The organism is Mycobacterium sp. ITM-2016-00316 (assembly GCF_002968335.2).
Taxonomy (GTDB): Bacteria; Actinomycetota; Actinomycetes; order Mycobacteriales; family Mycobacteriaceae; genus Mycobacterium.
Genome location: NZ_CP134398.1, coordinates 4,994,773 through 5,014,273 on the forward strand (window position 1 = coordinate 4,994,773; position 19,501 = coordinate 5,014,273).

At 67.9% G+C, this 19,501-nt stretch carries 23 protein-coding genes, 1 pseudogene and 1 riboswitch; of the genes and pseudogenes, 10 read left to right on the plus strand and 14 right to left on the minus strand.

What is annotated here, in order from left to right; genetic code table 11:
* Positions 1–2: 2 nt before the first annotated feature.
* Both C6A86_RS24050 and C6A86_RS24055 read left to right on the plus strand, forming a co-directional pair.
* Entirely contained in the window at positions 3–260 is a 258-nt protein-coding gene (locus C6A86_RS24050) for a MoaD/ThiS family protein (RefSeq protein WP_105362109.1), read from the plus strand.
* A 215-nt stretch (positions 261–475) separates the two neighbouring features.
* Positions 476–691: riboswitch (cyclic di-AMP (ydaO/yuaA leader) on the plus strand.
* Between the two features lie 9 nt (positions 692–700).
* Positions 701–2,020, plus strand: a complete 1,320-nt coding sequence (locus C6A86_RS24055) for a transglycosylase family protein (RefSeq protein WP_311100899.1) — start codon at positions 701–703, stop codon at positions 2,018–2,020.
* A gap of 52 nt (positions 2,021–2,072) precedes the next feature.
* Here the strand turns inward: C6A86_RS24055 and C6A86_RS24060 are convergent, their stop codons facing one another.
* The 4 genes from C6A86_RS24060 to C6A86_RS24075 are packed head-to-tail and all read right to left on the minus strand — an operon-like array spanning position 2,073 to position 3,686.
* The gene (locus C6A86_RS24060; protein WP_105362214.1) at positions 2,073–2,567 is read right to left on the minus strand and encodes a molybdenum cofactor biosynthesis protein MoaE; all 495 of its coding nucleotides are present in this window, start codon (positions 2,565–2,567) and stop codon (positions 2,073–2,075) included.
* Positions 2,557–3,033, minus strand: coding sequence for a molybdenum cofactor biosynthesis protein B (locus C6A86_RS24065; RefSeq protein WP_199196089.1), 477 nt, complete (start codon positions 3,031–3,033; stop codon positions 2,557–2,559). Before C6A86_RS24065 ends, C6A86_RS24060 begins: the two co-directional genes overlap by 11 nt.
* Complete coding sequence (gene moaC / locus C6A86_RS24070; RefSeq protein ID WP_233212907.1) at positions 3,033–3,461, minus strand: cyclic pyranopterin monophosphate synthase MoaC; 429 nt, start codon at positions 3,459–3,461, stop codon at positions 3,033–3,035. The genes C6A86_RS24065 and moaC overlap by 1 nt, the downstream gene beginning before the upstream one ends.
* 45 nt (positions 3,462–3,506) lie before the next feature.
* The gene (locus C6A86_RS24075) at positions 3,507–3,686 is read right to left on the minus strand and encodes a hypothetical protein (protein WP_199196088.1); all 180 of its coding nucleotides are present in this window, start codon (positions 3,684–3,686) and stop codon (positions 3,507–3,509) included.
* Between the two features lie 65 nt (positions 3,687–3,751).
* Here C6A86_RS24075 and C6A86_RS24080 point away from each other — a divergent pair, with 65 nt between their 5' ends.
* The 4 genes and pseudogenes from C6A86_RS24080 to C6A86_RS24095 all read left to right on the plus strand — a co-directional run bounded on the left by C6A86_RS24080 (position 3,752) and on the right by C6A86_RS24095 (position 8,670).
* Positions 3,752–6,028, plus strand: a complete 2,277-nt coding sequence (locus tag C6A86_RS24080; protein ID WP_105362210.1) for a helicase-associated domain-containing protein — start codon at positions 3,752–3,754, stop codon at positions 6,026–6,028.
* 54 nt (positions 6,029–6,082) lie between these two features.
* A pseudogene (locus tag C6A86_RS24085) lies at positions 6,083–7,731 on the plus strand (DNA repair helicase XPB).
* Entirely contained in the window at positions 7,728–8,075 is a 348-nt protein-coding gene (locus tag C6A86_RS24090; RefSeq protein ID WP_105362208.1) for a VOC family protein, read from the plus strand. Before C6A86_RS24085 ends, C6A86_RS24090 begins: the two are co-directional and overlap by 4 nt.
* Positions 8,076–8,154: 79 nt before the next feature.
* A complete protein-coding gene (locus C6A86_RS24095) occupies positions 8,155–8,670 on the plus strand; it encodes an MmpS family transport accessory protein (protein ID WP_105362207.1) in 516 nt (171 codons plus the stop codon).
* Positions 8,671–8,684: 14 nt separating this feature from the next.
* On the opposite strand, the gene C6A86_RS24100 is transcribed toward C6A86_RS24095, so the two are convergent.
* The 4 genes from C6A86_RS24100 to C6A86_RS24115 form a co-directional block, all read right to left on the minus strand.
* Positions 8,685–9,170 (minus strand): secretion protein EspD, encoded by a 486-nt coding sequence (locus C6A86_RS24100; RefSeq protein ID WP_105362206.1) that lies wholly within the window; start codon positions 9,168–9,170, stop codon positions 8,685–8,687.
* 18 nt (positions 9,171–9,188) lie between these two features.
* Positions 9,189–9,518, minus strand: a complete 330-nt coding sequence (locus C6A86_RS24105; RefSeq protein WP_158263240.1) for a type VII secretion target — start codon at positions 9,516–9,518, stop codon at positions 9,189–9,191.
* 2 nt (positions 9,519–9,520) lie between these two features.
* Complete coding sequence (locus tag C6A86_RS24110) at positions 9,521–10,279, minus strand: EspA/EspE family type VII secretion system effector (RefSeq protein WP_105362204.1); 759 nt, start codon at positions 10,277–10,279, stop codon at positions 9,521–9,523.
* Between the two features lie 79 nt (positions 10,280–10,358).
* Positions 10,359–10,838: a MarR family winged helix-turn-helix transcriptional regulator gene (locus C6A86_RS24115; RefSeq protein WP_105362203.1), complete on the minus strand. Its 480-nt coding sequence runs from the start codon at positions 10,836–10,838 to the stop codon at positions 10,359–10,361.
* A gap of 45 nt (positions 10,839–10,883) precedes the next feature.
* On the opposite strand from C6A86_RS24115, the gene C6A86_RS24120 reads away from it, so the two are divergent.
* Positions 10,884–11,297 carry a DUF5313 domain-containing protein gene (locus C6A86_RS24120; RefSeq protein ID WP_105362202.1) on the plus strand — a complete coding sequence of 138 codons (414 nt, stop codon included), beginning with the start codon at positions 10,884–10,886 and terminating at the stop codon, positions 11,295–11,297.
* 15 nt (positions 11,298–11,312) lie between these two features.
* Here C6A86_RS24120 and C6A86_RS24125 read toward each other — a convergent pair whose 3' ends face one another.
* Positions 11,313–11,657: a cupin domain-containing protein gene (locus C6A86_RS24125; protein ID WP_105362201.1), complete on the minus strand. Its 345-nt coding sequence runs from the start codon at positions 11,655–11,657 to the stop codon at positions 11,313–11,315.
* 13 nt (positions 11,658–11,670) lie between these two features.
* Positions 11,671–12,660 carry an LLM class F420-dependent oxidoreductase gene (locus tag C6A86_RS24130; protein WP_105362200.1) on the minus strand — a complete coding sequence of 330 codons (990 nt, stop codon included), beginning with the start codon at positions 12,658–12,660 and terminating at the stop codon, positions 11,671–11,673.
* Positions 12,661–12,748: 88 nt separating this feature from the next.
* Between C6A86_RS24130 and C6A86_RS24135 the strand changes: the two genes are divergently transcribed.
* Both C6A86_RS24135 and C6A86_RS24140 read left to right on the plus strand, forming a co-directional pair.
* Positions 12,749–13,429 (plus strand): hypothetical protein, encoded by a 681-nt coding sequence (locus tag C6A86_RS24135; protein ID WP_105362199.1) that lies wholly within the window; start codon positions 12,749–12,751, stop codon positions 13,427–13,429.
* A gap of 3 nt (positions 13,430–13,432) precedes the next feature.
* Positions 13,433–13,858, plus strand: coding sequence for a pyridoxamine 5'-phosphate oxidase family protein (locus C6A86_RS24140; protein ID WP_311100900.1), 426 nt, complete (start codon positions 13,433–13,435; stop codon positions 13,856–13,858).
* Here the strand turns inward: C6A86_RS24140 and C6A86_RS24145 are convergent.
* Positions 13,855–14,394, minus strand: a complete 540-nt coding sequence (locus C6A86_RS24145) for a TetR/AcrR family transcriptional regulator (RefSeq protein ID WP_105361557.1) — start codon at positions 14,392–14,394, stop codon at positions 13,855–13,857. The genes C6A86_RS24140 and C6A86_RS24145 overlap by 4 nt on opposite strands.
* A gap of 76 nt (positions 14,395–14,470) precedes the next feature.
* On the opposite strand from C6A86_RS24145, the gene C6A86_RS24150 reads away from it, so the two are divergent.
* Positions 14,471–15,679 carry an FAD-dependent monooxygenase gene (locus C6A86_RS24150; RefSeq protein WP_105361558.1) on the plus strand — a complete coding sequence of 403 codons (1,209 nt, stop codon included), beginning with the start codon at positions 14,471–14,473 and terminating at the stop codon, positions 15,677–15,679.
* On the opposite strand, the gene C6A86_RS24155 is transcribed toward C6A86_RS24150, so the two are convergent.
* The 3 genes from C6A86_RS24155 to C6A86_RS24165 are packed head-to-tail and all read right to left on the minus strand — an operon-like array spanning position 15,665 to position 19,349.
* Complete coding sequence (locus C6A86_RS24155; RefSeq protein ID WP_105361559.1) at positions 15,665–16,636, minus strand: GGDEF domain-containing protein; 972 nt, start codon at positions 16,634–16,636, stop codon at positions 15,665–15,667. The two genes, C6A86_RS24150 and C6A86_RS24155, sit on opposite strands and share 15 nt — an antisense overlap.
* 15 nt (positions 16,637–16,651) lie before the next feature.
* Positions 16,652–18,109, minus strand: coding sequence for a class I adenylate-forming enzyme family protein (locus C6A86_RS24160; RefSeq protein WP_105361560.1), 1,458 nt, complete (start codon positions 18,107–18,109; stop codon positions 16,652–16,654).
* Between the two features lie 22 nt (positions 18,110–18,131).
* Positions 18,132–19,349 (minus strand): hypothetical protein, encoded by a 1,218-nt coding sequence (locus C6A86_RS24165; RefSeq protein ID WP_311100901.1) that lies wholly within the window; start codon positions 19,347–19,349, stop codon positions 18,132–18,134.
* Positions 19,350–19,501: the final 152 nt, after the last annotated feature.

Genomic DNA, 19,501 nt, shown 5'->3' on the forward strand with positions numbered 1-19,501 from the left:
GCGTGTCCGAAGTACAGGTCACCATCCGATATTTCGCCGCTGCACGGGCCGCTGCCGGAATCGAGACCGAAACGTTGTCGGTCCCGGCGGGAACCACCGTCGACGGACTGGTCACCGATCTGTCGGGTCGCGGACCCGAACTGGCGAAAGTGCTTGCACGCTGCTCGTATCTGCGCGACGGCGTCGCGGTGCGAGATAAAAATGTCGCGCTACAAACGCGCGAAACGGTCGATGTGTTACCCCCGTTCGCCGGCGGATAGCCGTGATTTGTGTCACATAACGAAATGGTCACAAAGTAGCCACCTGCGGTTTGAGTCGCGAAAACACCTGCGGAAACGCCCGGACTCCCTGCGCCTTTAATGTCCTCTCATAGTTCTTAAGCACCGGAAACGCCGGGCGCCCACCGAGATGACGCCCGGTGGGAGAACGGTTACCGTCTTGCCAAGCCGTTCGACCCACATTGATCGGCCCGCCTTCCCCGATTGCGCCGAGCTCCATCCATCGGGATAAGGACACCCACGAACCACTGGATGGAGGCGGGGGACCCAACCGGTCCGCCGACAAGCAGACCAGGAACGCCATCACCGGTTCCTTGGGGTGAAGCCAGAAATCGTCTCCGACGAACGAAGGCCGGGCAACCTCTCCTGCCCGAACCCGACAGCTGACCTCGCGGGCGCTGACGAGAGGAATTTCTAGTTTTATGAGTGGTCGGCACCGTAAGCCCACAAGTTCGTCTGTAAGCGTCGCCAAGATCGCCTTCACCGGTGCGGTCATCGGCGGCGGCAGCCTCGCCCTCGCCGGTCAGGCCGGCGCCGCGACCGACGGCGAATGGGACACCGTCGCCAGCTGCGAGTCCGGCGGCAACTGGGCCATCAACACCGGCAACGGCTACCACGGCGGTCTGCAGTTCTCGCCGAGCACCTGGTCCGGCCACGGTGGCGGCGAATTCGCCCCCTCGGCATTCCTGGCCACCAAGGAAGAACAGATCGCTGTCGCCGAGCGCGTGCTCGCCAGCCAGGGCAAGGGCGCATGGCCCACCTGCGGACGCGGTCTCTCCGGTGCCACCCCGCGCAACGTCGTCGCCGAGCCTGCACCGCAGCCGCTCGACAACCCCCTGATCAACGGTGAGCTCCCGCCGCCGCCCCCGCCGGCACCGCTGCCGCCCGCGCCGATCGATGCGCTGGCCGCCCCGGCCCCGCTGCCCATCGATGCACCCCTGCCGCCCGCCCCGCTGCCACCGGCCCCGCCGGCCCCGCTGCCGCCGGCACCCGAGGTGGTGCCCGTGGCGCTGGACGCCCCGCTGCCGCCCGCACCGCCGGTCGACGCCCCGCTCCCCCCGGCACCCGCCCCCGAGTTCGTCGCCGTGGCGCTGGACGCCCCGCTGCCGCCCGCACCGCCGGTCGATGTACCGCCTCCCCCGGCACCCGTCGAGACCGTCGCCTCGCTGACCCACGATCAGCTGGCTGCCCTGCCGGCCATCCAGGTTGCCGACTGGGATGTCGCCCCGGCACCCGAAGGCCAGCCACAGCTGTGGTCGCTGGATGCCCCGCTGCCCCTGGAGCCGGTGTTGCCCGCGCCTCCCGCTCCGGCGCCGGTCCCCGCGCCTGCCGTCGCACCCGCACCTGTGCCAGCCCCGGCGGCCGCTCCCGCCGTGATCGCCGCCCCCGCGGCCGATCCGCTGGCGCCGGTCCCGGCCGAGGGCGTCCCGCACCTGATCAGCCCGGAGAACCTGCCACCGGGAGCGACGCTCGACCCGAACACGCTGCCCAACGAGAGCCCCAACGTCAGCTACCTGCGCCAGATCTGGAATGCCGTGCAGGACCAGCAGATCACCGGCAAGGACGCGCTCATCGCCGTCACCACCCAGCGCTCGCTGACCGGAACCCCTGCGGGCGTCCAGCAGACCCCGCTGCCCCCGCCGAATGCACCGGTGCTGCCGGCCCCGGCGCCGGGTGCTCCGGTTCCGCCGCCCGCGCCCGGCGCACCGGTACTGCCGCCCGCGCCGCTGCCGGCACCGTAAGACCGCATACACCGAAGCCGCACTCCCGATGGGAGTGCGGCTTCGGTGCTGTCTAGGCCGAGTTGACCCATTCGTCGGAACCGTCGCCGAAGTGCTGGTGCTTCCACACCGGCAGCCGGTCCTTGACGGTGTCGACGAGCAGCGCGCACGTTTCGAATGCCGCGCGCCGATGGTCGGCGGCCACCGCGACGACGAGGGCGGCATCCCCGATGCGCAGATCGCCGATCCGGTGGCTGACGGCGACGGCACGCACACCATGGCTGTCCCGGGCCACCTCGTGCACCACCTCGTTCAGGGTCTCCCACGCCGACGGATGCGCGGAGTACTCCAGCCGCGTCACCGAGCGCCCGCCGTCGTGGTCGCGGACGACCCCGGAGAAGCCGACGATTGCGCCGGCCGCTTCGTGGGCTACCAGCGCTTCGTGCTCGGGCAGCGAGATGGGATCCTCGGACAGCGCGACGTGAACGACCTCAGCGCCGGTCTCCTCTTCGCGCAAGCGCTCATCAGCGCCGGTCTCCTCTTCGCGCAAGCGCTCATCAGCGGGCATGGTCGCCTCCGGCCAGTTGGTCCAGCGCATGCTCCAGCACGTCGGCGAGCACACCCAGTCCGTCTTTGACACCGCCGGTGGACCCCGGCAGGTTGATGATCAGCACCCCGTCGCGCACCCCGCACACGCCGCGGGACAGCACCGAGGTCGGCACCTTCGGCAGACCGGAACGGCGGATCGCGTCGGCCAGGCCCGGAATCTGGTAGTCGACCAGCTCGGCCGTGATGTCGGCGGTGCGGTCCGTCGGCGAGATGCCGGTGCCCCCGGAGGTGATGATCAGCGAGATCCGGTCCGCCAGCGCCTGCCGCAGGGCCGCCTCGACATCGCTGCCGTCGGCGACGACCACGGCAGCGGGCACGTCGAATCCGCGCTCACCGAGCCATTCGACGATGACGGGGCCGGTGCGGTCCTCGTAGATGCCCGCGGCGGCACGGGTGGAGGCGATGACGACGCGCGCCGAGCGCATCAGGCGGGTGTCCAGGTCCCGGTCTTGCCGCCCTCTTTGCGCACCACGTGCAGGTCCTCGATCCGGGCGGCCGGGTCTACGGCCTTGATCATGTCGTAGACCGTCAGCGCGGCCACGCTCACCGCGGTGAGTGCCTCCATCTCGACGCCGGTGCGGTCGGTGGTGCGCACCGTGGCAGTGATGGTGACTTCGGTTGTGCCGATGGCGAATTCGATGTCCACCCCGGTCAGCGCCAACTGATGGCAGAGCGGGATCAGATCGCTGGTGCGTTTGGCCGCCATGATCCCGGCGACCCGCGCGGTGGGTAGTGCGTCACCTTTGGGCAGCCCGCCGCCGGCGATCAGTTCGACGACATCGGCACGGGTGTGCACCGCACCCTGCGCGACGGCGGTGCGCTTGGTGGCGGTCTTGGCCGTGACGTCGACCATGTGCGCCGCGCCCGTGTCGTCGAGGTGCGAGAGCCCGCTCACCGGTTACTTGTTGACGACGGTGACCGGGTGGATGTACGGCAGATCCTCGGCGGGCAACGGGAAGGTCACGTCACCGAACGGGGACAGCGAGCCGGTGCGGTCGCTGGTGAGCTCGCTCACTGCGTGATCGCCCTCGGCCGTTTCGGGCCAGCCATTGTCGACGTACTGCTTCTTGTCTGCCACACCCACATTGTGGCAGGTACTACGTGCGGTGGCGAGAGCGGGACGCTGGCTTAGGCTGGTCAGCAATGACCAAAGTAGGTGGGGCCGGCGTGCCGCTCGGCGTCTGGCTGGCCGACCTGCCCGACGAGAGCCTGGTCCGGCTGCTCGAATGCCGGCCGGACCTCACCCAGCCACCGCCGGGCACCATCGCCGCGCTGGCGGCCCGCGCCCAGGCCCGCCAGTCGGTCAAGGCCGCCACCGACGCCCTGAACTTCCTGCACCTGGCGGTGCTGGACGCTCTTCTCGTGTTGCACGCCGACACCGCCCCGGTGCCGCGGGACATGCTGCTGGAGTATCTCGGTGACCGCGCCGACAGCGCCCAGCTGAAGGAGGCGCTCGACGCGTTGGCCGACCGCGCCCTGATCTGGGGTGACGACGTGCTGCGCGTGGTGGGCGAGACCGCGGCCGGGCTGCCCTGGTACCCCGGCCAGGCCGTACCCGATGTGCCCGATCTGCCCGCCGAGGAGATCCCGGCGCTGCTCGAGGACCTCGACGACCCGTCGCGTGAACTGCTGACCCGGCTGGTCGAGGGCTCACCGGTGGGACGTACCCGCGACGCGCTGCCCGGGACGCCCGCCGACCGGCCGGTGCAGCGGCTGCTGGCCACCGGGCTGCTGCACCACATCGGCAGTGACACCGGAGACACCGTCATCCTGCCGCGGGTCGTCGCCCAGGTGATGCGCGGTGATCTACCCGGCCCGACCGGTCTGCGCACGCCGGACCCGACGATGCACACCACGACGCAGGCCGACGTCGACTCGGTGGCCGCCGGCGCCGCCATCGACCTGCTCCGCGAGTTCGACGTCCTGATCCAGACCCTGTCGTCCACCCCGGTGCCCGAACTGCGCAGCGGTGGGCTCGGGGTCCGCGAGGTCAAGAAGCTGACCAAGCTGACCGGTATCGACGAGCAGCGGCTCGGCCTGATTCTGGAGGTGGCCGCGGCGGCGGGACTGATCGCGCCCGGTACCCCGGACCCCGAACCTGCCGACGGCAACGCCCCGTACTGGGCGCCGACGGTCGCCGCGGACCGATTCATCGAGATCTCGACCGCCGCGCGCTGGCACCTGGTCGCCTGGACCTGGCTGAACCTGCCCGCGCGGCCAAGTCTGGTGGGCAGCCGCGGTCCCGACGGTAAGCCGTTCGGTGTGCTCTCGGATGCGCTGTACTCAACCGCGGCCCCGCTGGACCGTCGCCTGCTGTTGACGGTGCTGAACGACTTGCCCGCCGGCGCGGGCGTGGAACCTGAATCGGCGGCGCTGGCGATGGTGTGGCAGCGGCCGCGCTGGGCCGCCCGGCTGCAGCTCGACCCGGTGACCAACCTGCTGCGCGAAGCCCACGCGGTCGGGCTGGTCGGGCGCGGCGCGATCGCCGGCCCGACCCGGTTGTTGCTGGCCCAGCGCAGCGAGGACGACGCCGAGGCCGTGATCAACGCGATGGCCAAGGTGCTACCGGCACCGCTGGACCATTTTCTGCTGCAGGCCGATCTGACGGTCGTGGTGCCCGGCCCGCTGCTGCGCGAGCTCGCCGAACAGCTGGACGCGGTGGCCACCGTGGAATCGGCCGGTGCCGCGATGGTCTACCGGATCAGCGAACCGTCGATTCGCCGCGCTCTCGATGCCGGGCGCACCGCCAGCGGTCTGCACGCTTTCTTCGAGAAGCACTCGAAAACACCTGTGCCACAAGGCTTGACATACCTGATCGACGATGTCGCACGCCGGCACGGCCAGCTGCGGGTCGGGATGGCGGCATCGTTCGTGCGCTGCGAGGACCCGGCATTGCTGGCCCAGGCGGTGTCCACGCCGGCCGCCGAACCTCTGGAACTGCGCATCCTGGCACCCACCGTCGCGGTGTCGCAGGCCTCGATCGGCGATGTGCTGGCCGCTCTGCGCACCGGCGGGTTCGTGCCCGCGGCCGAGGACTCCACCGGTGCGGTTGTCGACATCCGTGCCCGCGGCGCCCGGGTGCCCGCACCGGGGCGGCGCCGGGTGTTCCGGCCGCTGACCGCTCCCGGAGCCCAGACCCTGGGCGCGATCGTCGCGGTGATGCGCAGCGTGGCGGCCTCGCCGCGCTCCGGTGAGCGCCTGGATCCGGCGGTGCTCATCGCGCTGCTGCAGCAGGCGGCGCTGGAACAGACGTCGGTGGTCATGGGGTATGTGGATCCGGCGGGGGTGGCCACCCAGCGCGTGGTGTCCCCGATCAACATCCGCGGGGGTCAGTTGACCGCCTTCGATCCGGCCTCGGGCCGGGTGCGGGAGTTTGCCATCCACCGCGTGACGTCCGTGGTGTCGGCCGACTCTGGATAATGGACGGAATGACCTTCAGAGCGCGTAACGCGCCGCAGAACAGGGACGTCGCGCATGACTGACGGCCCCCTGATCGTGCAGTCCGACAAAACCGTGCTGCTCGAAGTCGACCACGAACTCGCCGGTGCGGCGCGGGCGGCGATCGCACCGTTCGCCGAGCTGAGCGCGCCCCCGAACACATCCACACCTACCGCATCACGCCACTGGCCCTATGGAACGCCCGCGCCGCCGGCCACGACGCCGAGCAGGTGGTCGACGCCCTGGTGAGCTTCTCCCGGTACGCGGTGCCGCAGCCGTTGCTGGTCGACATCGTCGACACCATGGGCCGCTACGGCAGGCTGCAGCTGATCAAGAGTCCGGTGCACGGACTGGTGCTGGTGAGCCTGGACCGCGCGGTCCTCGAAGAGGTGCTGCGCAACAAGAAGATCGCCCCGATGCTGGGCGCCCGCATCGACGACGACATGGTGATCGTGCACGCCAGCGAGCGTGGGCGGGTCAAGCAGATGTTGCTGAAGATCGGCTGGCCCGCCGAGGACCTGGCCGGCTACGTCAATGGTGAGGCGCACCCGATCACCCTCGCCCAGGACGGCTGGGTCCTGCGCGACTACCAGGAGATGGCCGCCGACTCGTTCTGGGCCGGTGGGTCCGGTGTGGTGGTGCTGCCCTGTGGTGCGGGCAAGACCCTGGTCGGCGCGGCCGCGATGGCCAAGGCCGGTGCGACGACGCTGATCCTGGTCACCAACACCGTCGCGGGCAGGCAGTGGAAGCGTGAGCTGATCGCGCGGACCTCGCTGACCGAGGAGGAGATCGGCGAGTACTCCGGTGAACGCAAGGAGATCCGCCCGGTCACCATCGCGACGTATCAGGTGATCACCCGGCGCACCAAGGGCGAGTACAAGCATCTGGAGCTGTTCGACAGCCGCGACTGGGGCCTGATCATCTACGACGAGGTGCACCTGCTGCCGGCGCCGGTGTTCCGGATGACCGCGGATCTGCAGTCGCGGCGCCGGCTCGGGCTGACCGCGACGCTGATCCGCGAGGACGGCCGCGAGGGTGACGTGTTCTCCCTCATCGGCCCGAAGCGCTACGACGCGCCGTGGAAGGACATCGAGGCCCAGGGCTGGATCGCGCCGGCCGAGTGCATCGAGGTCCGGGTGACGATGACCGACAACGAGCGGATGCTCTACGCGGTCGCCGAGCCGGAGGAACGCTACAAACTGTGCTCCACCGCGCGCTCGAAGATCGCCGTGGTGAAGTCGATCCTGGAGCGCCATCCCAAGGAGCCGACGCTGGTGATCGGCGCCTACCTCGACCAGCTCGACGAGCTCGGCCAGGAGCTGGACGCCCCGGTGATCCAGGGATCGACCAAGAACGCCGAACGCGAGCTGCTGTTCGACCAGTTCCGGCGCGGTGAGATCCGCACCCTGGTGGTCTCCAAGGTGGCGAACTTCTCCATCGACCTTCCGGAAGCCTCTGTCGCCGTTCAGGTCTCGGGCACTTTCGGGTCGCGTCAGGAAGAGGCGCAGCGGCTGGGACGGTTGCTGCGGCCCAAGGCCGACGGTGGCGGTGCGGTGTTCTATTCGGTGGTCAGCCGCGACAGCCTGGACGCGGAGTACGCCGCGCACCGGCAGCGTTTCCTGGCCGAGCAGGGTTACGGCTACATCATCAAGGACGCCGACGATCTGCTGGGCCCGGCCATATGACCGTCGGGCGAGTGGTGCCGATCCTCACCGTCGCCGACATCGAGACCACCCGCGACGCCTACGTCGCCACGCTCGGCCTGACCGAGGTGATGAACCACGGGTGGATCGTCACCCTCGCCGACGCCGAGCACCGGCACCAGCTCAGCTTGATGACGAAGGACCTCACCGCGCCGGTCAACCCGACGGTGTCGATCGAGGTCGACGACGTCGACGCCGCGCACACCGCCGCGCTCGCCGCCGGGCTGCGGATCGTGCACCCGCTGTCCGACGAAGACTGGGGCGTACGGCGGTTCTTCTTCGCCGACGGCTCCGGAAACGTCATCAACGTCCTATCGCACGGCTGACATCGTCACGCAAAGATGCGGTCAAACCACTGAGGGCGGCGATTTAGACTGAAAGGACCCTTACGCAAGGAGTTCGACGGTGACGAGTAACGACGGGGGCTACTACCCGCCACCAGGTGGACAGCCCTGGGGTGGCCCGCAGGGACCGCCGCCCGGCTACCCGGCCCATCCCGGCTATCCGCAACAGCCCCCGCCCAAAGGCAAGAGCCGGTGGCCGTGGATCATCGGCGCCGGCGTGCTCGTTCTCGTTCTGGTGGCCGTACTCGGCCTTGTCGTGATCAATGCCGGCGGCGATGGTGACGAGCAAGCTCTGCAGCGCACCGTGATCACCTACGAGGTGACGGGTGCGGCCGGATCGGTAGAGCTCTCCTATTGGGGCACCGAGGGGCAGCAGCCCCCCACAACGGTCCCCCTTCCATGGCGCGCGACCGTGACACTTGAGGGCCAGGACGCTTACTTCGACGTCTCCGCACGAACGGCAGAAGAACCCGACGGGGAACTCGCGTGCCGAGTGATCGCCAACGGAAAGGCGATTGCCGAGGAGCGGACGGTCGGTGAGTTCGTGGGCTGCGGCGGTCGCCTGAACGAGCAGTGATCCGTACCGAAGGGTCAGTGCGCGTCGTCGGCGTACCGGGCAGCGAAGACCTCGGCCATATTTTCGGCAGCCTGCTCCGGCGAAGGCAGCTGGATAACGGTACTCAGGACGGAACTCCACTCCGAGCGGTCATGGCCCATCCGGGCCAACCCCTCCAGCAAGAAGGCGTGCATCACGGATCGCGCCTTGAGCTGGGCGAGCTCGGCGATCACCCGGATCTCTTCCGCCAGTTCGCGTTCGGTCATCTTCACCACACTGGGATCCAGGTCCACCCGTTGAACCGGTCCGGTGAGGTACGCCGTCACCGATACGGTGCCGGACGGGTTCGTGACGGTGAATACCGGGACCTCTGGGTCGTCGTCGACAGCCGGCCCCGGAGGCGTGGCATCGACTCGCGGTTCATCATCGGCCCATGAGAAATCCAGGCCCGCGAGTTCGCCGCCCTGCTGCTCCGAGTCGAGATCGGCCTCGGCATCGTCGTCCCATGACCCGCCGCTCACGGACGTGCCACCTGCACCTCAGCCACCGGGCTGCATCTGCCGATCGATGTTGCCCTTTTCTTGGGCGTCGATGGCGTCATACATGTCGGCAGCGTGTTCGAGCTTGACGGCGAGATCGTCCGACTGCGCTTGCACCATGCGACTAGCTCGTGCGCGTTCTTCCTCCGCGCGCTTGAGCGCCTTATAGGTGTCATCGCAAACGGTTCCGTGCGTCTTCTCCACCCGTTTGTTGACGTCGACCGGTTTGAACTGCGCGTCCCACACTGCCCTGGAGGCCTGGCTCTGCTGGTCGGCCAGCATGCGGAGATGCCCTGCGGTGACCTGCAACGGACTCAAGGGCGAGCTCATCGTCATCTCCCTGCCGGCGGGGGTATCCGCGGGTCGTAGTCATTGGCGGAGTCCGAAATGGTGACCGCATCCGCGATCTTCTTGTACTCGTCACCGACCTTGGCGACAGACCGTGCGATCGCGTCGGCCTTGTCCTGCATGTCCTCGTGATCCCGAATGGCCTCGGCCAACGTGGTTGCGACCATCAGGGTCTCTATGGCGAATTGGGCGGCCTTGCCAGCTACCCCTATGCGTCCGATGTACTGGGTGAGCTCGCCGAAGTCCGCCAGATCATTGTGATGAATCCTTAGGGCCTCGCGTGCCGGCGGGAGCAGGTCCGCCTCGTTGCTGATCAGCCTCTGGATCTCGCGGTCCAGATCGGCAAGGGTCACCACCCGGTTGTGCTGTTCTCTGTTGCGCTCCGAGTAGCGGTCAGCGGCGGTCCCGCCGGACCATTGATCGCTGGGATACGCGCCGGAAAGCGGGAGCTCCGCGGCATCGAAAGCCTCGGCGGATTCAGTGAAGTCGATCGCATGGTCGGGGTCGCCCTCACCGCAAGACTTCAGCATCCGATCTATCTGCTTCTGACCCTCTTGCAAGACGAAAGTCGGGGCGATGATGAGCTTCCCGGCCGAATCAGCCGTAGTTTTGGCGACATCGCGCAGACCGGGCAGGCCGAGCTGTTCAGCAATTTCTCTGACCCACTCGGCAGTCTTTTTGGCCCTATCCGCCACTTCGGACACACCGTCGACAACGTCGTCGACAAAGCCCCAGAACCCCACGCTGCCATCACCTCCGCCGCATTCGAGGCTAACATCGCCCCACCAGGCTCAGCTGCACCAAATTCGCTCGGTTCGGGAGTCAGGTGTCCAGCGCGCCGGCGGCCACCGCGGCCGCGTTGATCCGGGTCAGCACCGAGTGCAGATTCTCCAGTTCGGCCAGGTCGACGCCGAGTCGGGCCACCACCGCGGGCGGGATGTCCAGCGCCTTGCGGCGCAGCGCCGCACCACCGGCGGTCAGCGAGATGTGGGTGGTGCGCTCATCGGCCGCACTACGGGTCCGGGTGATGAAACCGAGCGTCTCCAGCCGCTTGAGCATGGGCGAGGTGGTGGCCGGGTCCAGTTGTAGCAGTGCGGCAATCTGCTTGACGGACAACGGTTCTCCATCGACATTGGCGTTGTCCCACAGCGCCAGCATCACCAGGTACTGCGGATGAGTGAGCCCAAGCGGCTCCAGCAGCGGCCGGTACACCGCCAGCACGGCGCGGTTGGTCACCGCGAGCGCGAAACACACCTGACGCTCCAACGCGAGCGGATCGACTTCATGGGACACCGTGGTCATGCTCAACAATGGTAGCCCACTAATAGTTAGCGTACTATCTAAATTATGGCCGACACTCCCACCTTCGTTCAGCGGGTTCTCTACGCGTACGGGCGGCGTCTGCCCGATTCCATGCGGGACTGGGTCGCCGCCGACCTCTCCGGCCCGGGCGCGATCCGCCGGCACATGATCCGCTACGCAATCCCGCCGGCGCTGATCCTCGCACCACTCTGGCTGCTCCCGGCCTCGCTGTACGTACACCTGGAGATGACGGTGCCCATCTACACCTGGGCGCTGATCATGGGCTACGTGCTGAACAAGGTGTGGCGCCGGCACCGCCTGGCCCAGCACGGCCTGAACCCCAACCTGGTCGACGCGATCAACCGCGAGAAGAACGCCCGACTGCACGAGGATTACGCCCGGCGCTACGGCGACCGCCCGGACGACGCGCGCTGGCAGTCGAACTCGAGCCCCTTTTAACGACGAAGGCCCGTTCTAAACATGCGGGCCGACCTGTTTGGCCACCGTCAGCAGCACTACCGAATCCTCGATCGCGGCCAACGCGTGCCGGGTACGCGGTAGCACCAGGTGATCACCGGCCGAACCTTCCCAGCCGGCCTCCGCGGTACTCACCCGAACCCGGCCGTGAAGCACCTGCACCGTTGCCTCCCCCGGACTCTCGTGATCGTCGAGGCCGTTGCCCGCGGTCAGCGCCATCAGCGTCTGCCGCAGGCTGTGCTCATGGCCGCCATAGACCGTATGCGCGCTGCGGCCGCTGGTGGCGGCCCGGGCGGTTTCCAGATGCTCACGCGCGAGGGCAGTGAGCGAGATCTTCTCCATGGCACAACTATGCCTAACTGAGGGCTGGGATGACCTCACGCTCGAACAACTCGATGCCGGAACGGTCGTAGGCGGCCTCGGGGAAGTACAGGATGGCGTACTCACACCCGAGGTCGCGTAGCCGCGTCAGCCGTTCGACGACCTGTTCGGGGGTGCCGGTGGCCGAGTCCGGTGAGGCGACATTGGACAGCATCGCGTCGACGGCGTCCTCGCCGGCCTTGGGCACCTGCCGGTCCCGGATGGCCTTGAGCCGGTCCTTGACCTCGGATTCGGAGCCGGCGATGACGGAGTTGATGTTCGCCGACCGCACAATCGCGTCGTAATCGGTGCCGACCTCGCCGCAGTGGCCGGCCAGGATCTGTGATTTGCGCTCGAACTCCGCCGGGACGCTGCTGAAGTTGGTGTACTGCGCGTACTTGGCGGCGATGCGGAGGGTGACCTTCTCGCCGCCGCCGGCGACCCACAGCGGCAGCCCGCCCTCCTGCGGCGGCCTGGGGGCAACGATGGCACCGTCGACCTGGTAGTACTTCCCGTCGAAGGTGACCCGGCCGTCACGCCAGGCGTCCCGCATGATCTGCACGCCCTCATCGAGGCGGCCCAGACGCTCACCCGCGGACGGGAAGCCATACCCGTACGCGCGCCATTCATGTTCGTACCAGCCGCCGCCGATGCCCATCTGGGTGCGGCCGCCGGCGATCACGTCGACGGTTGCTGCAACTTTTGCCAGGTAGGCCGGATTCCGGTAGCTCATGGCGGTACACATCTGGCCGAGTTTGACCCGTTCGGTGGTGGCCGCGAAGGCCGACATCAGGGTCCAGGCCTCGTGGGTGGCCTCATCGGTGGGGACCGGAACGGTGTGGAAGTGGTCGTAGACCCACACCGAGTCCCACGTGCTGTTATCGGCGTAGGTGGCCAGGTCACGCATCACTGACCAGTGCTTATCGGTGGGAATGTCGACGAGGTCGAGTCGCCAACCCTGCGGGATGAAGAGTCCGAAGCGCATACGTTCAAACTCTAGGCGTCCCCACCCGATTCTTAAATCGTCTACACTCCAGATAAATCATTCGCTGGATCAACGCTGAGGACTGGTCATGACCGCCATCAAACGTCGCTTCGCGGCCGCTTCGCTGGCCACGCTGATGCCGCTGGCTGCCATCTCGATCGCCACCGCGGCACCGAGCGTTGCAGAGACCACCTGCGGTGCCGGCCAGTCCGAGTTCAACGGCAGCTGCGTGGACAACTGCAACAAGTCGCAGGTCCGCAACTCCGATACCGGCAAGTGCCAGTCGCTGTTGTCGGCCGCGCTGCAGAAGGCCGAGACCCCGGCGGTCGCCAAGCTGACCCCCGAGCAGATGGGCGGCGCCTGGCAGCTGGCCCAGCAGGCCCAGATGATCCCCGAGGGCACCCGGGTCTGGAACTCGGTCGTCGGCACGGTCGACACCGTGATCGGTTGGCCCGTGCTGGCCACCTCGGCCGCCGCCGACGTCGCCAGCACCCTCGCCTTCCTGAACTTGATCCCGGATAGCGGCTTCGGTGTGGCCCGGACAGCCAGCGCCACCGGCGCCACGTTCTCCGCCGCCAATGACATTGCCCAGGTCGCCCGGTCGCTGCCGTCCCCGCAGGTCGGCCTGCCGAAGATCGGCATGCCGCCGCACCCCAAGCTCGGCTTCCCGCCACACCCCAAGATCGGGATGCCCCGCATCGGCATGCCGAAGCTGGGCGCCTCGGGTATCTGCGGACCGAAGCTGCTGTTCTTCACCCCCTGCCTCTGACCGATGGCTCTCTCTCGGGAAGAACGCGAAACGTTCCTTGCTGAGCCCCATGTCGCCGCTCTGTCGGTGAGCGCCGGGAAGAATCGCGGTCCGTTGACCGTGCCGATCTGGTACCAGTACACCCCGGGTGGTCAGCCCTGGTTCATCACCGGGACCGGGTCACGAAAGCACCGGCTGATCGAGGCCGCCGGCCACCTCTCGCTGATGGTCGAGCGCGTCGAGCCCACCGTCCGCTATGTCGCGGTGGACGGTGCGGTCGACCGGATCGAGGACGGTACCGACGAGCAACTCGTCGAGATGACCCGGCGTTACCTGCCGCCCGAGGCGGTCGAGCCGTATCTGGAGATGGCCCGACGTGAGCACGGCCCCAGCGTGGCGGTGTATCTCAAACCCCAGCACTGGCTGTCGGCCGATCTGGGCGGCTTCTAACTCAGCCCCAGCGCGTCCAGCGCCCCCGCGACACCGGCGGCCCGCAACGCTTCGGTCGGCGTATCGGGAAACTGAAGGCAGCAATCCTGTAACCCGCCCAGCGCGATCACCGCACGCACGTCCTGTTCCAGTGTGAGGTCCGGCCCGAAGATCACCCGCCCGAGGCGTTCCCGCCAGGCCAGCATGCTGTCGATCAGCCCGAGGTCGGCGATCGTGCTCAGCTCAGACACCACGGTCACCAGAGCTGCGCGATGCGCGTAGAAGTAGTCGAAATAGCGCTCGAGCAGCTCGGTGGTGGTCAGGCCGTCTGCCCGCTCACATTCCAGGACGAACTGTTCCCCGCCATCGATCAGTGGCGCAACGATGCTGCGCACCAGGTCTTCTCTCGACGAGAAGTGGTGATACAACGCCGGTTTGGTGATGCCCAGCCGGGCCGCGATGTCCTGCAGGCTGGTGCGCTGCACGCCCTTCTCGGCGAAGAGTTCGCGCGCCACCTCCTGGATCCGTTGGCGGGTGTCCGACCGTGGCGCGCTCACGTACCTAGCCTAACTGACCGATCGTTAAGTAAGCTGATCGACAGACACTTACCGACCGTTAAGTAAGGAGCAGGACATGCGGGTTCTCATCTCGGGTGCGAGCATCGCCGGGCCGGTGCTCGCCTATTGGCTGACCCGTAGCGGCTTCGAGGTCACGGTGGTCGAACGGGCGCCGCAACTGCGCAAGACCGGCGGGCACGCCATCGACCTGTTCGGGCCGGCGATGGAGATCGCCGAAAAAATGGGTGTACTCGACGCCGTGATGGCCCACGCGACCGGCACCGAGCGGATCATCTTCCACCGCCGGGGCGCCCGCCGCCCGGCGCAGATCGACTACCGCAAGTTGTCGTCCGCGCTGTCGGACCGGCACGTCGAGATCATGCGGGACGACCTGAGCGAGATCTTCTACGATGCGGGCCGCGACGCGGTCGAGTATCTGTTCGGAGATCACATCACCGGCATCGACGCGGACGGCACCGTGACGTTCGCACGGGGCGCGGCACGGCAGTTCGATCTGGTGATCGGCGCGGACGGGCTGCACTCCGGGGTCCGGCAGCTGGTGTTCGGCGCGGACAGTGGGCACGAGGAGTTCCTGGGCGCTTACCTCTCGGTGGTCTCGGTGCCGAAATCGCTGGCCCGAGATGGTGAAATGGCGGGCTTCATCGATGTGGACCGCACCGCGATGATCTACACCGCCGATCACCTGGACGATGCGCGGGCGGTCTTCCTCTTCCGGCCGGTGAACGACTTCCACTACGACCACCGCGACACGCCGAGCCAGCAGGGCCAGCTGACCGACCGGTTCGCCGGGATGAGCGCCGAGGTGGACCGCTGGCTGAACGAACTCGGGCGCACGCCGGCGTTCTATTTCGATGCCATCACCCAGCTACAGCTGACCAGCTGGTCGCGCGGCCGGGTGACCTTGGTCGGCGATGCCGGCTACTGTCCGGGCCCCGCGGTCGGCGGCAGCACCAGCCTCGCGGTGATCGGCGCCTACGTGTTGGCCGGCGAACTGCAGCGGGCCGGCGGTGATCCGGCCGTCGCCTACGCCGCCTACGAGCGGGTGATGCGCGAGCCGGTGCTCGGCGCCCGGGCGCTGGCCAAGTCCATGGCGAAGAGCATTTTGCCGTCATCGCCGCTCGGCGTCCGCGCGTTGATCGTTGCCGGACAGCTGATCTCGGTGTTGCCGACCCGGGTGACCGCCGCGCTGGCCGGACTGAACAGCAAGGGCATTCGGCTCTACGACTCGATCGAGGTGCCGGAGTACGAGCTATCCGACGTCTGAGCCGTCGCGGCGGGCACGGTCCCGGCGGCGGTACAGCTCGGCGTCGGCCCGCGCGTACAGATCGGCAATGTCGACCGGGCCGGAGGTCCGGGTGGCGGTGCCGATGCTCACCCGCGGCGTGCTCGACCGCACGTCGTCGAGGAACCTCTCGACATCATCCCCGGCGATGCAGGCGGCGAACTCGTCGCCGCCGAGTCGTGCCAGCACCGCGCCCCGGGGAGCGGCTCGTGCCCAGTGCCGGGCGTACTCGATGATCAGACGGTCCCCGGCGGGATGTCCCTGGGTGTCGTTGAGCCCCTTCAGATCATCGATGTCGAGCGCGACGACGGTGATCGCCGACGGCGCACGGAGCGTGGCAAGCAGGTCGGTGGTGGCGATCTCCCAGCCGGCCCGGTTCAGCAGGCCGGTGAGCGGGTCGGTGCAGGCCGCGGTGAACATCGCCCGCATCAGCAACCCGAAGGACTCGGCAGCGCCGGCGATCGCCACCACGATGATCAGGAGGGTGATGACACCCACGTGCGGTGCCGGCGCGATGGCGACAGCCGCCACGCAGGCCAGGATCAGGACGGCGATGAGCACCCACGCCTGCCGGGGCGGATGGAAGGCCCGGATGTACATCGCCAGGAACATCGGCGCGATCAGGCAGACGTACTCGGCGGCGAGGGTGACGTGAAAGGCCATCACGACCGGCGTGGCGATGACAGCGACCGCAGTGGCGAACATGGCGCGGTTCGGCCTGACGGACAGCTGCACGAGGCCGAGAACACCCAGAACGATGGCGATGATGCCGCCGACCGGGTTGCCGTAGGCCAGGTCGGTGCGGACCGGGAACAGCGTGAACACCACGCCGTAGGTGAAGAGAAATGTCGTCGCACCCAGGTAGATACGCAGCAATCTGACACGCTGCTCACCGATGAAATGACCTCTCGCCCCGGCGAGGGAGGTGATGCGGGACATGACCGACAGCCTGCTCTAGGTCGCGGGCCGATACAACGCCGCCACCCCGGGCACGCTCACCTTGAGCGACGGGGTGCGGGGTAGCTCGTCGACGAAGACGACCGAGACCGGAACATGATGTGCCGGCAGCGCCGCGCGCACGGCCGAGAGCAGGTCCGCTTCGGTGACGGTCGCGCCCGGGACGGTCTCGACGGCCGCGAAGGGCACCTCCCCGAGTCTGGTGTCGGCCACCCCGACCACTCCGGCATCGCGCACCGCGGGATGCGAGATGAGCACGCCCCGAACCGTTTCCGGGATGATCTTGAAGCCGCCCCGGTTGATCGCGCCATCCGCCCGGCCGTGCACGGTGATGAACCCGTCCTCGTCGATCGACGCAATATCGGTGGTACGCACCCAGTCCGGGCCCAGCAGCGGAACCTTCGCGGTCAGGATGCCCGGCTCCCCGGTCGGTGCCGCGGCACCGGTGTCGCCGTCGATGATCCGGACCTCGACACCGGGCAGTGCACGTCCGGAACTGGCGCGTTTGCGGGCGCCGAACTCCCGGTAGAGATCCGGCGTCCAGGTGCATACCGAACCGGCGAATTCCGTTGCACCGTAGGCGGTGAGCACCGGGATGCCGTATCGCTGCTCGAAGGCGTCGCGGGTGGGCACATCGAGTGGGCCCGACGCGCTCATCACGAACTGCAGCGAGGACAGATCCGCAGCGGGCAGGTTGGCCTCCAGCAGCATGCGCACCACCGCCGGTTGCACGCCGACCCGTTGCAGACCATGGCTTTTCACCACATCAACCCAGGCCGCCACACTGAAGCGCTCCAGCAGCACCATGCGCTTGCCGACGTAGACACCGGTGACCAGCTGGCAGACACCGCCGATCCCGCCGAGCGGCCAGTAGACCAGTTCCGGGGGTTCATCGGGCGCCGCCTGCCCGCCGGTGACGCTGAACACGGTGTGCTCCAGCACCGCGGCGCGGACCACGAATCGTTTGGGAGGGCCGGTGGTTCCGCTGGTGAGGATGGCCAGGGCGCCGTGCACCTGCGGACGCTGCCGGGTGGTGTCGGCCTCGGCAACCGCGGCCACCTCGGTGCCCAGCGAGACCCCGGCCGCGCCGATGCGGTGCACCGCGGCCAGGACGGGGGCGGTCCAGTCCTGCGGGTCGGCGAGTACGGCCGCGACATCGAGGCGTTCGATATCGGCGGCGATCGCCTCGGGCGACTGGAACGAATAGATCATCACTGCCGGGCGCCCGGCCGCGAGTGCCGCGATGACGGCGGCGGCATGCGGATAGCGGTTGCGCACCACCACCCCGACGGGTGCGTCCGGGGCGAGTCCGGCGGCGTCGAGCAGCGCGGTGACGGCGGCACCATAAGCAGCGACCTCATCGCCTGAGTACCAGTGCCCCTCGAATTCGATACACGGCCGGTCACGGTAGCTCCCCAGGCCTGCCGCAAACCTTTCGGTAAAGCTTTCGGTCACTGGTTCATTGTGCACCCTGACGTTACGCGGCAGCGTCCCTCTCCGCGTCGCCGTTGGCTTCTTTGTCACCCGAGTCGACGCCGGCGTCCGCGCCGGGGCCAGCTTTCGGTGTGGTCAGCCCAGTTTCCGGGCCTTCCTCGTCCTCGTCATCATCCTTCGGAGGGGTCACGCCATCGGCCACGGCCGGCGCATCCACCGAGTCGTTCTCCTCTTCCCCCACCTCGCCGTCGGCACCCCCGTCGGTCGCGGGCTCACCGATCGCTTCGGTTCCCTCCTGCTCAAGATTGTCACCTTCGCCCTCCTGGGCTTTGGGTTCTTCCGCCTCGCCCGTCGGCGACTCGACCAGCTCGTCAGGTGCAGTCGGGACTGCCTCGGCCACAATGGATTCGGCGACTTCGTCGCCGGCCTGCCCCAACGTCAGGGTCACGGTGTTCGGACCGGTGGCGGACTGGGTCCCACCCAGACCGACCGTGGATTCGACCGAAGGTGCCCGCAGGGCCGAGAACGGCGGCGGTGGCGGCGCCGTCGCCAATGCGGTGGCGATACCCAACTGGGCGGCTTCGATCCCGTCGATGATGGAGCCTGCGCCCTCGCCGATGGCGAGGAGAAAGCTCCGGGTGCCGTCGATCACGGCGTCCACAATGTTGCCGAGATTGAAACTCAGCACCGCGCCCACCAGATCCTGGACTCCCTGGATGAGCGAGACGACAACGACGTTTCCGGCCACCAGGAAACCGTTGGCCACATCGAGGAATGCCTGCGGCACCGCGGACCGCAATGCGGCCTCCACCACGTAGTACTTCTGGTTGCGCCACACCAGCGAATTCAGCAGCGGCTCACCGATGGCCACCGCCGAGTCGCGGATCGCTGTCGTGAAGGTTTCGAAGGCTCCCACGAAGTTGAGCGCGAAGACCTCCTGGATGATCTCTCTCGTCACACCGGGAATCGACAGCAGCGATTCCACAGTGCCGATGCCGGCTTTGGCAAGCCCGCCCAGGTAGACCACCCAGTTCTCGGCCCAGTTCTTGACGGCTTGCCGCACGACGGGCAACGTGAGGATGTACGGCAGGTCCAACGCGGCAAGCTCGACCTCAGGTGAGATCGTCCTGACCGATGCCCGCGCCTCCCATACCGACGCCGAGGCCACCGGCGTGATCGGACTGATCGGGGCCAGCGCTATCGCGCTCGCGCCGGCGATCGCGATACCTCTTCCGAACCACATCGGCACTGAAGCGTCCATCGGTCTCCCCTGCTCGGCACGCGCTCATCACACCCGAAGCACAAACGTATCCGTTGAAAAGCCTGCTGATGCGGGTTCTCGTATTATTAACCGGAGCGTCAAAATGACTGTGGGTTCCCGAGCCGGCACGCGGGAGCCTCAGACACCCCGGA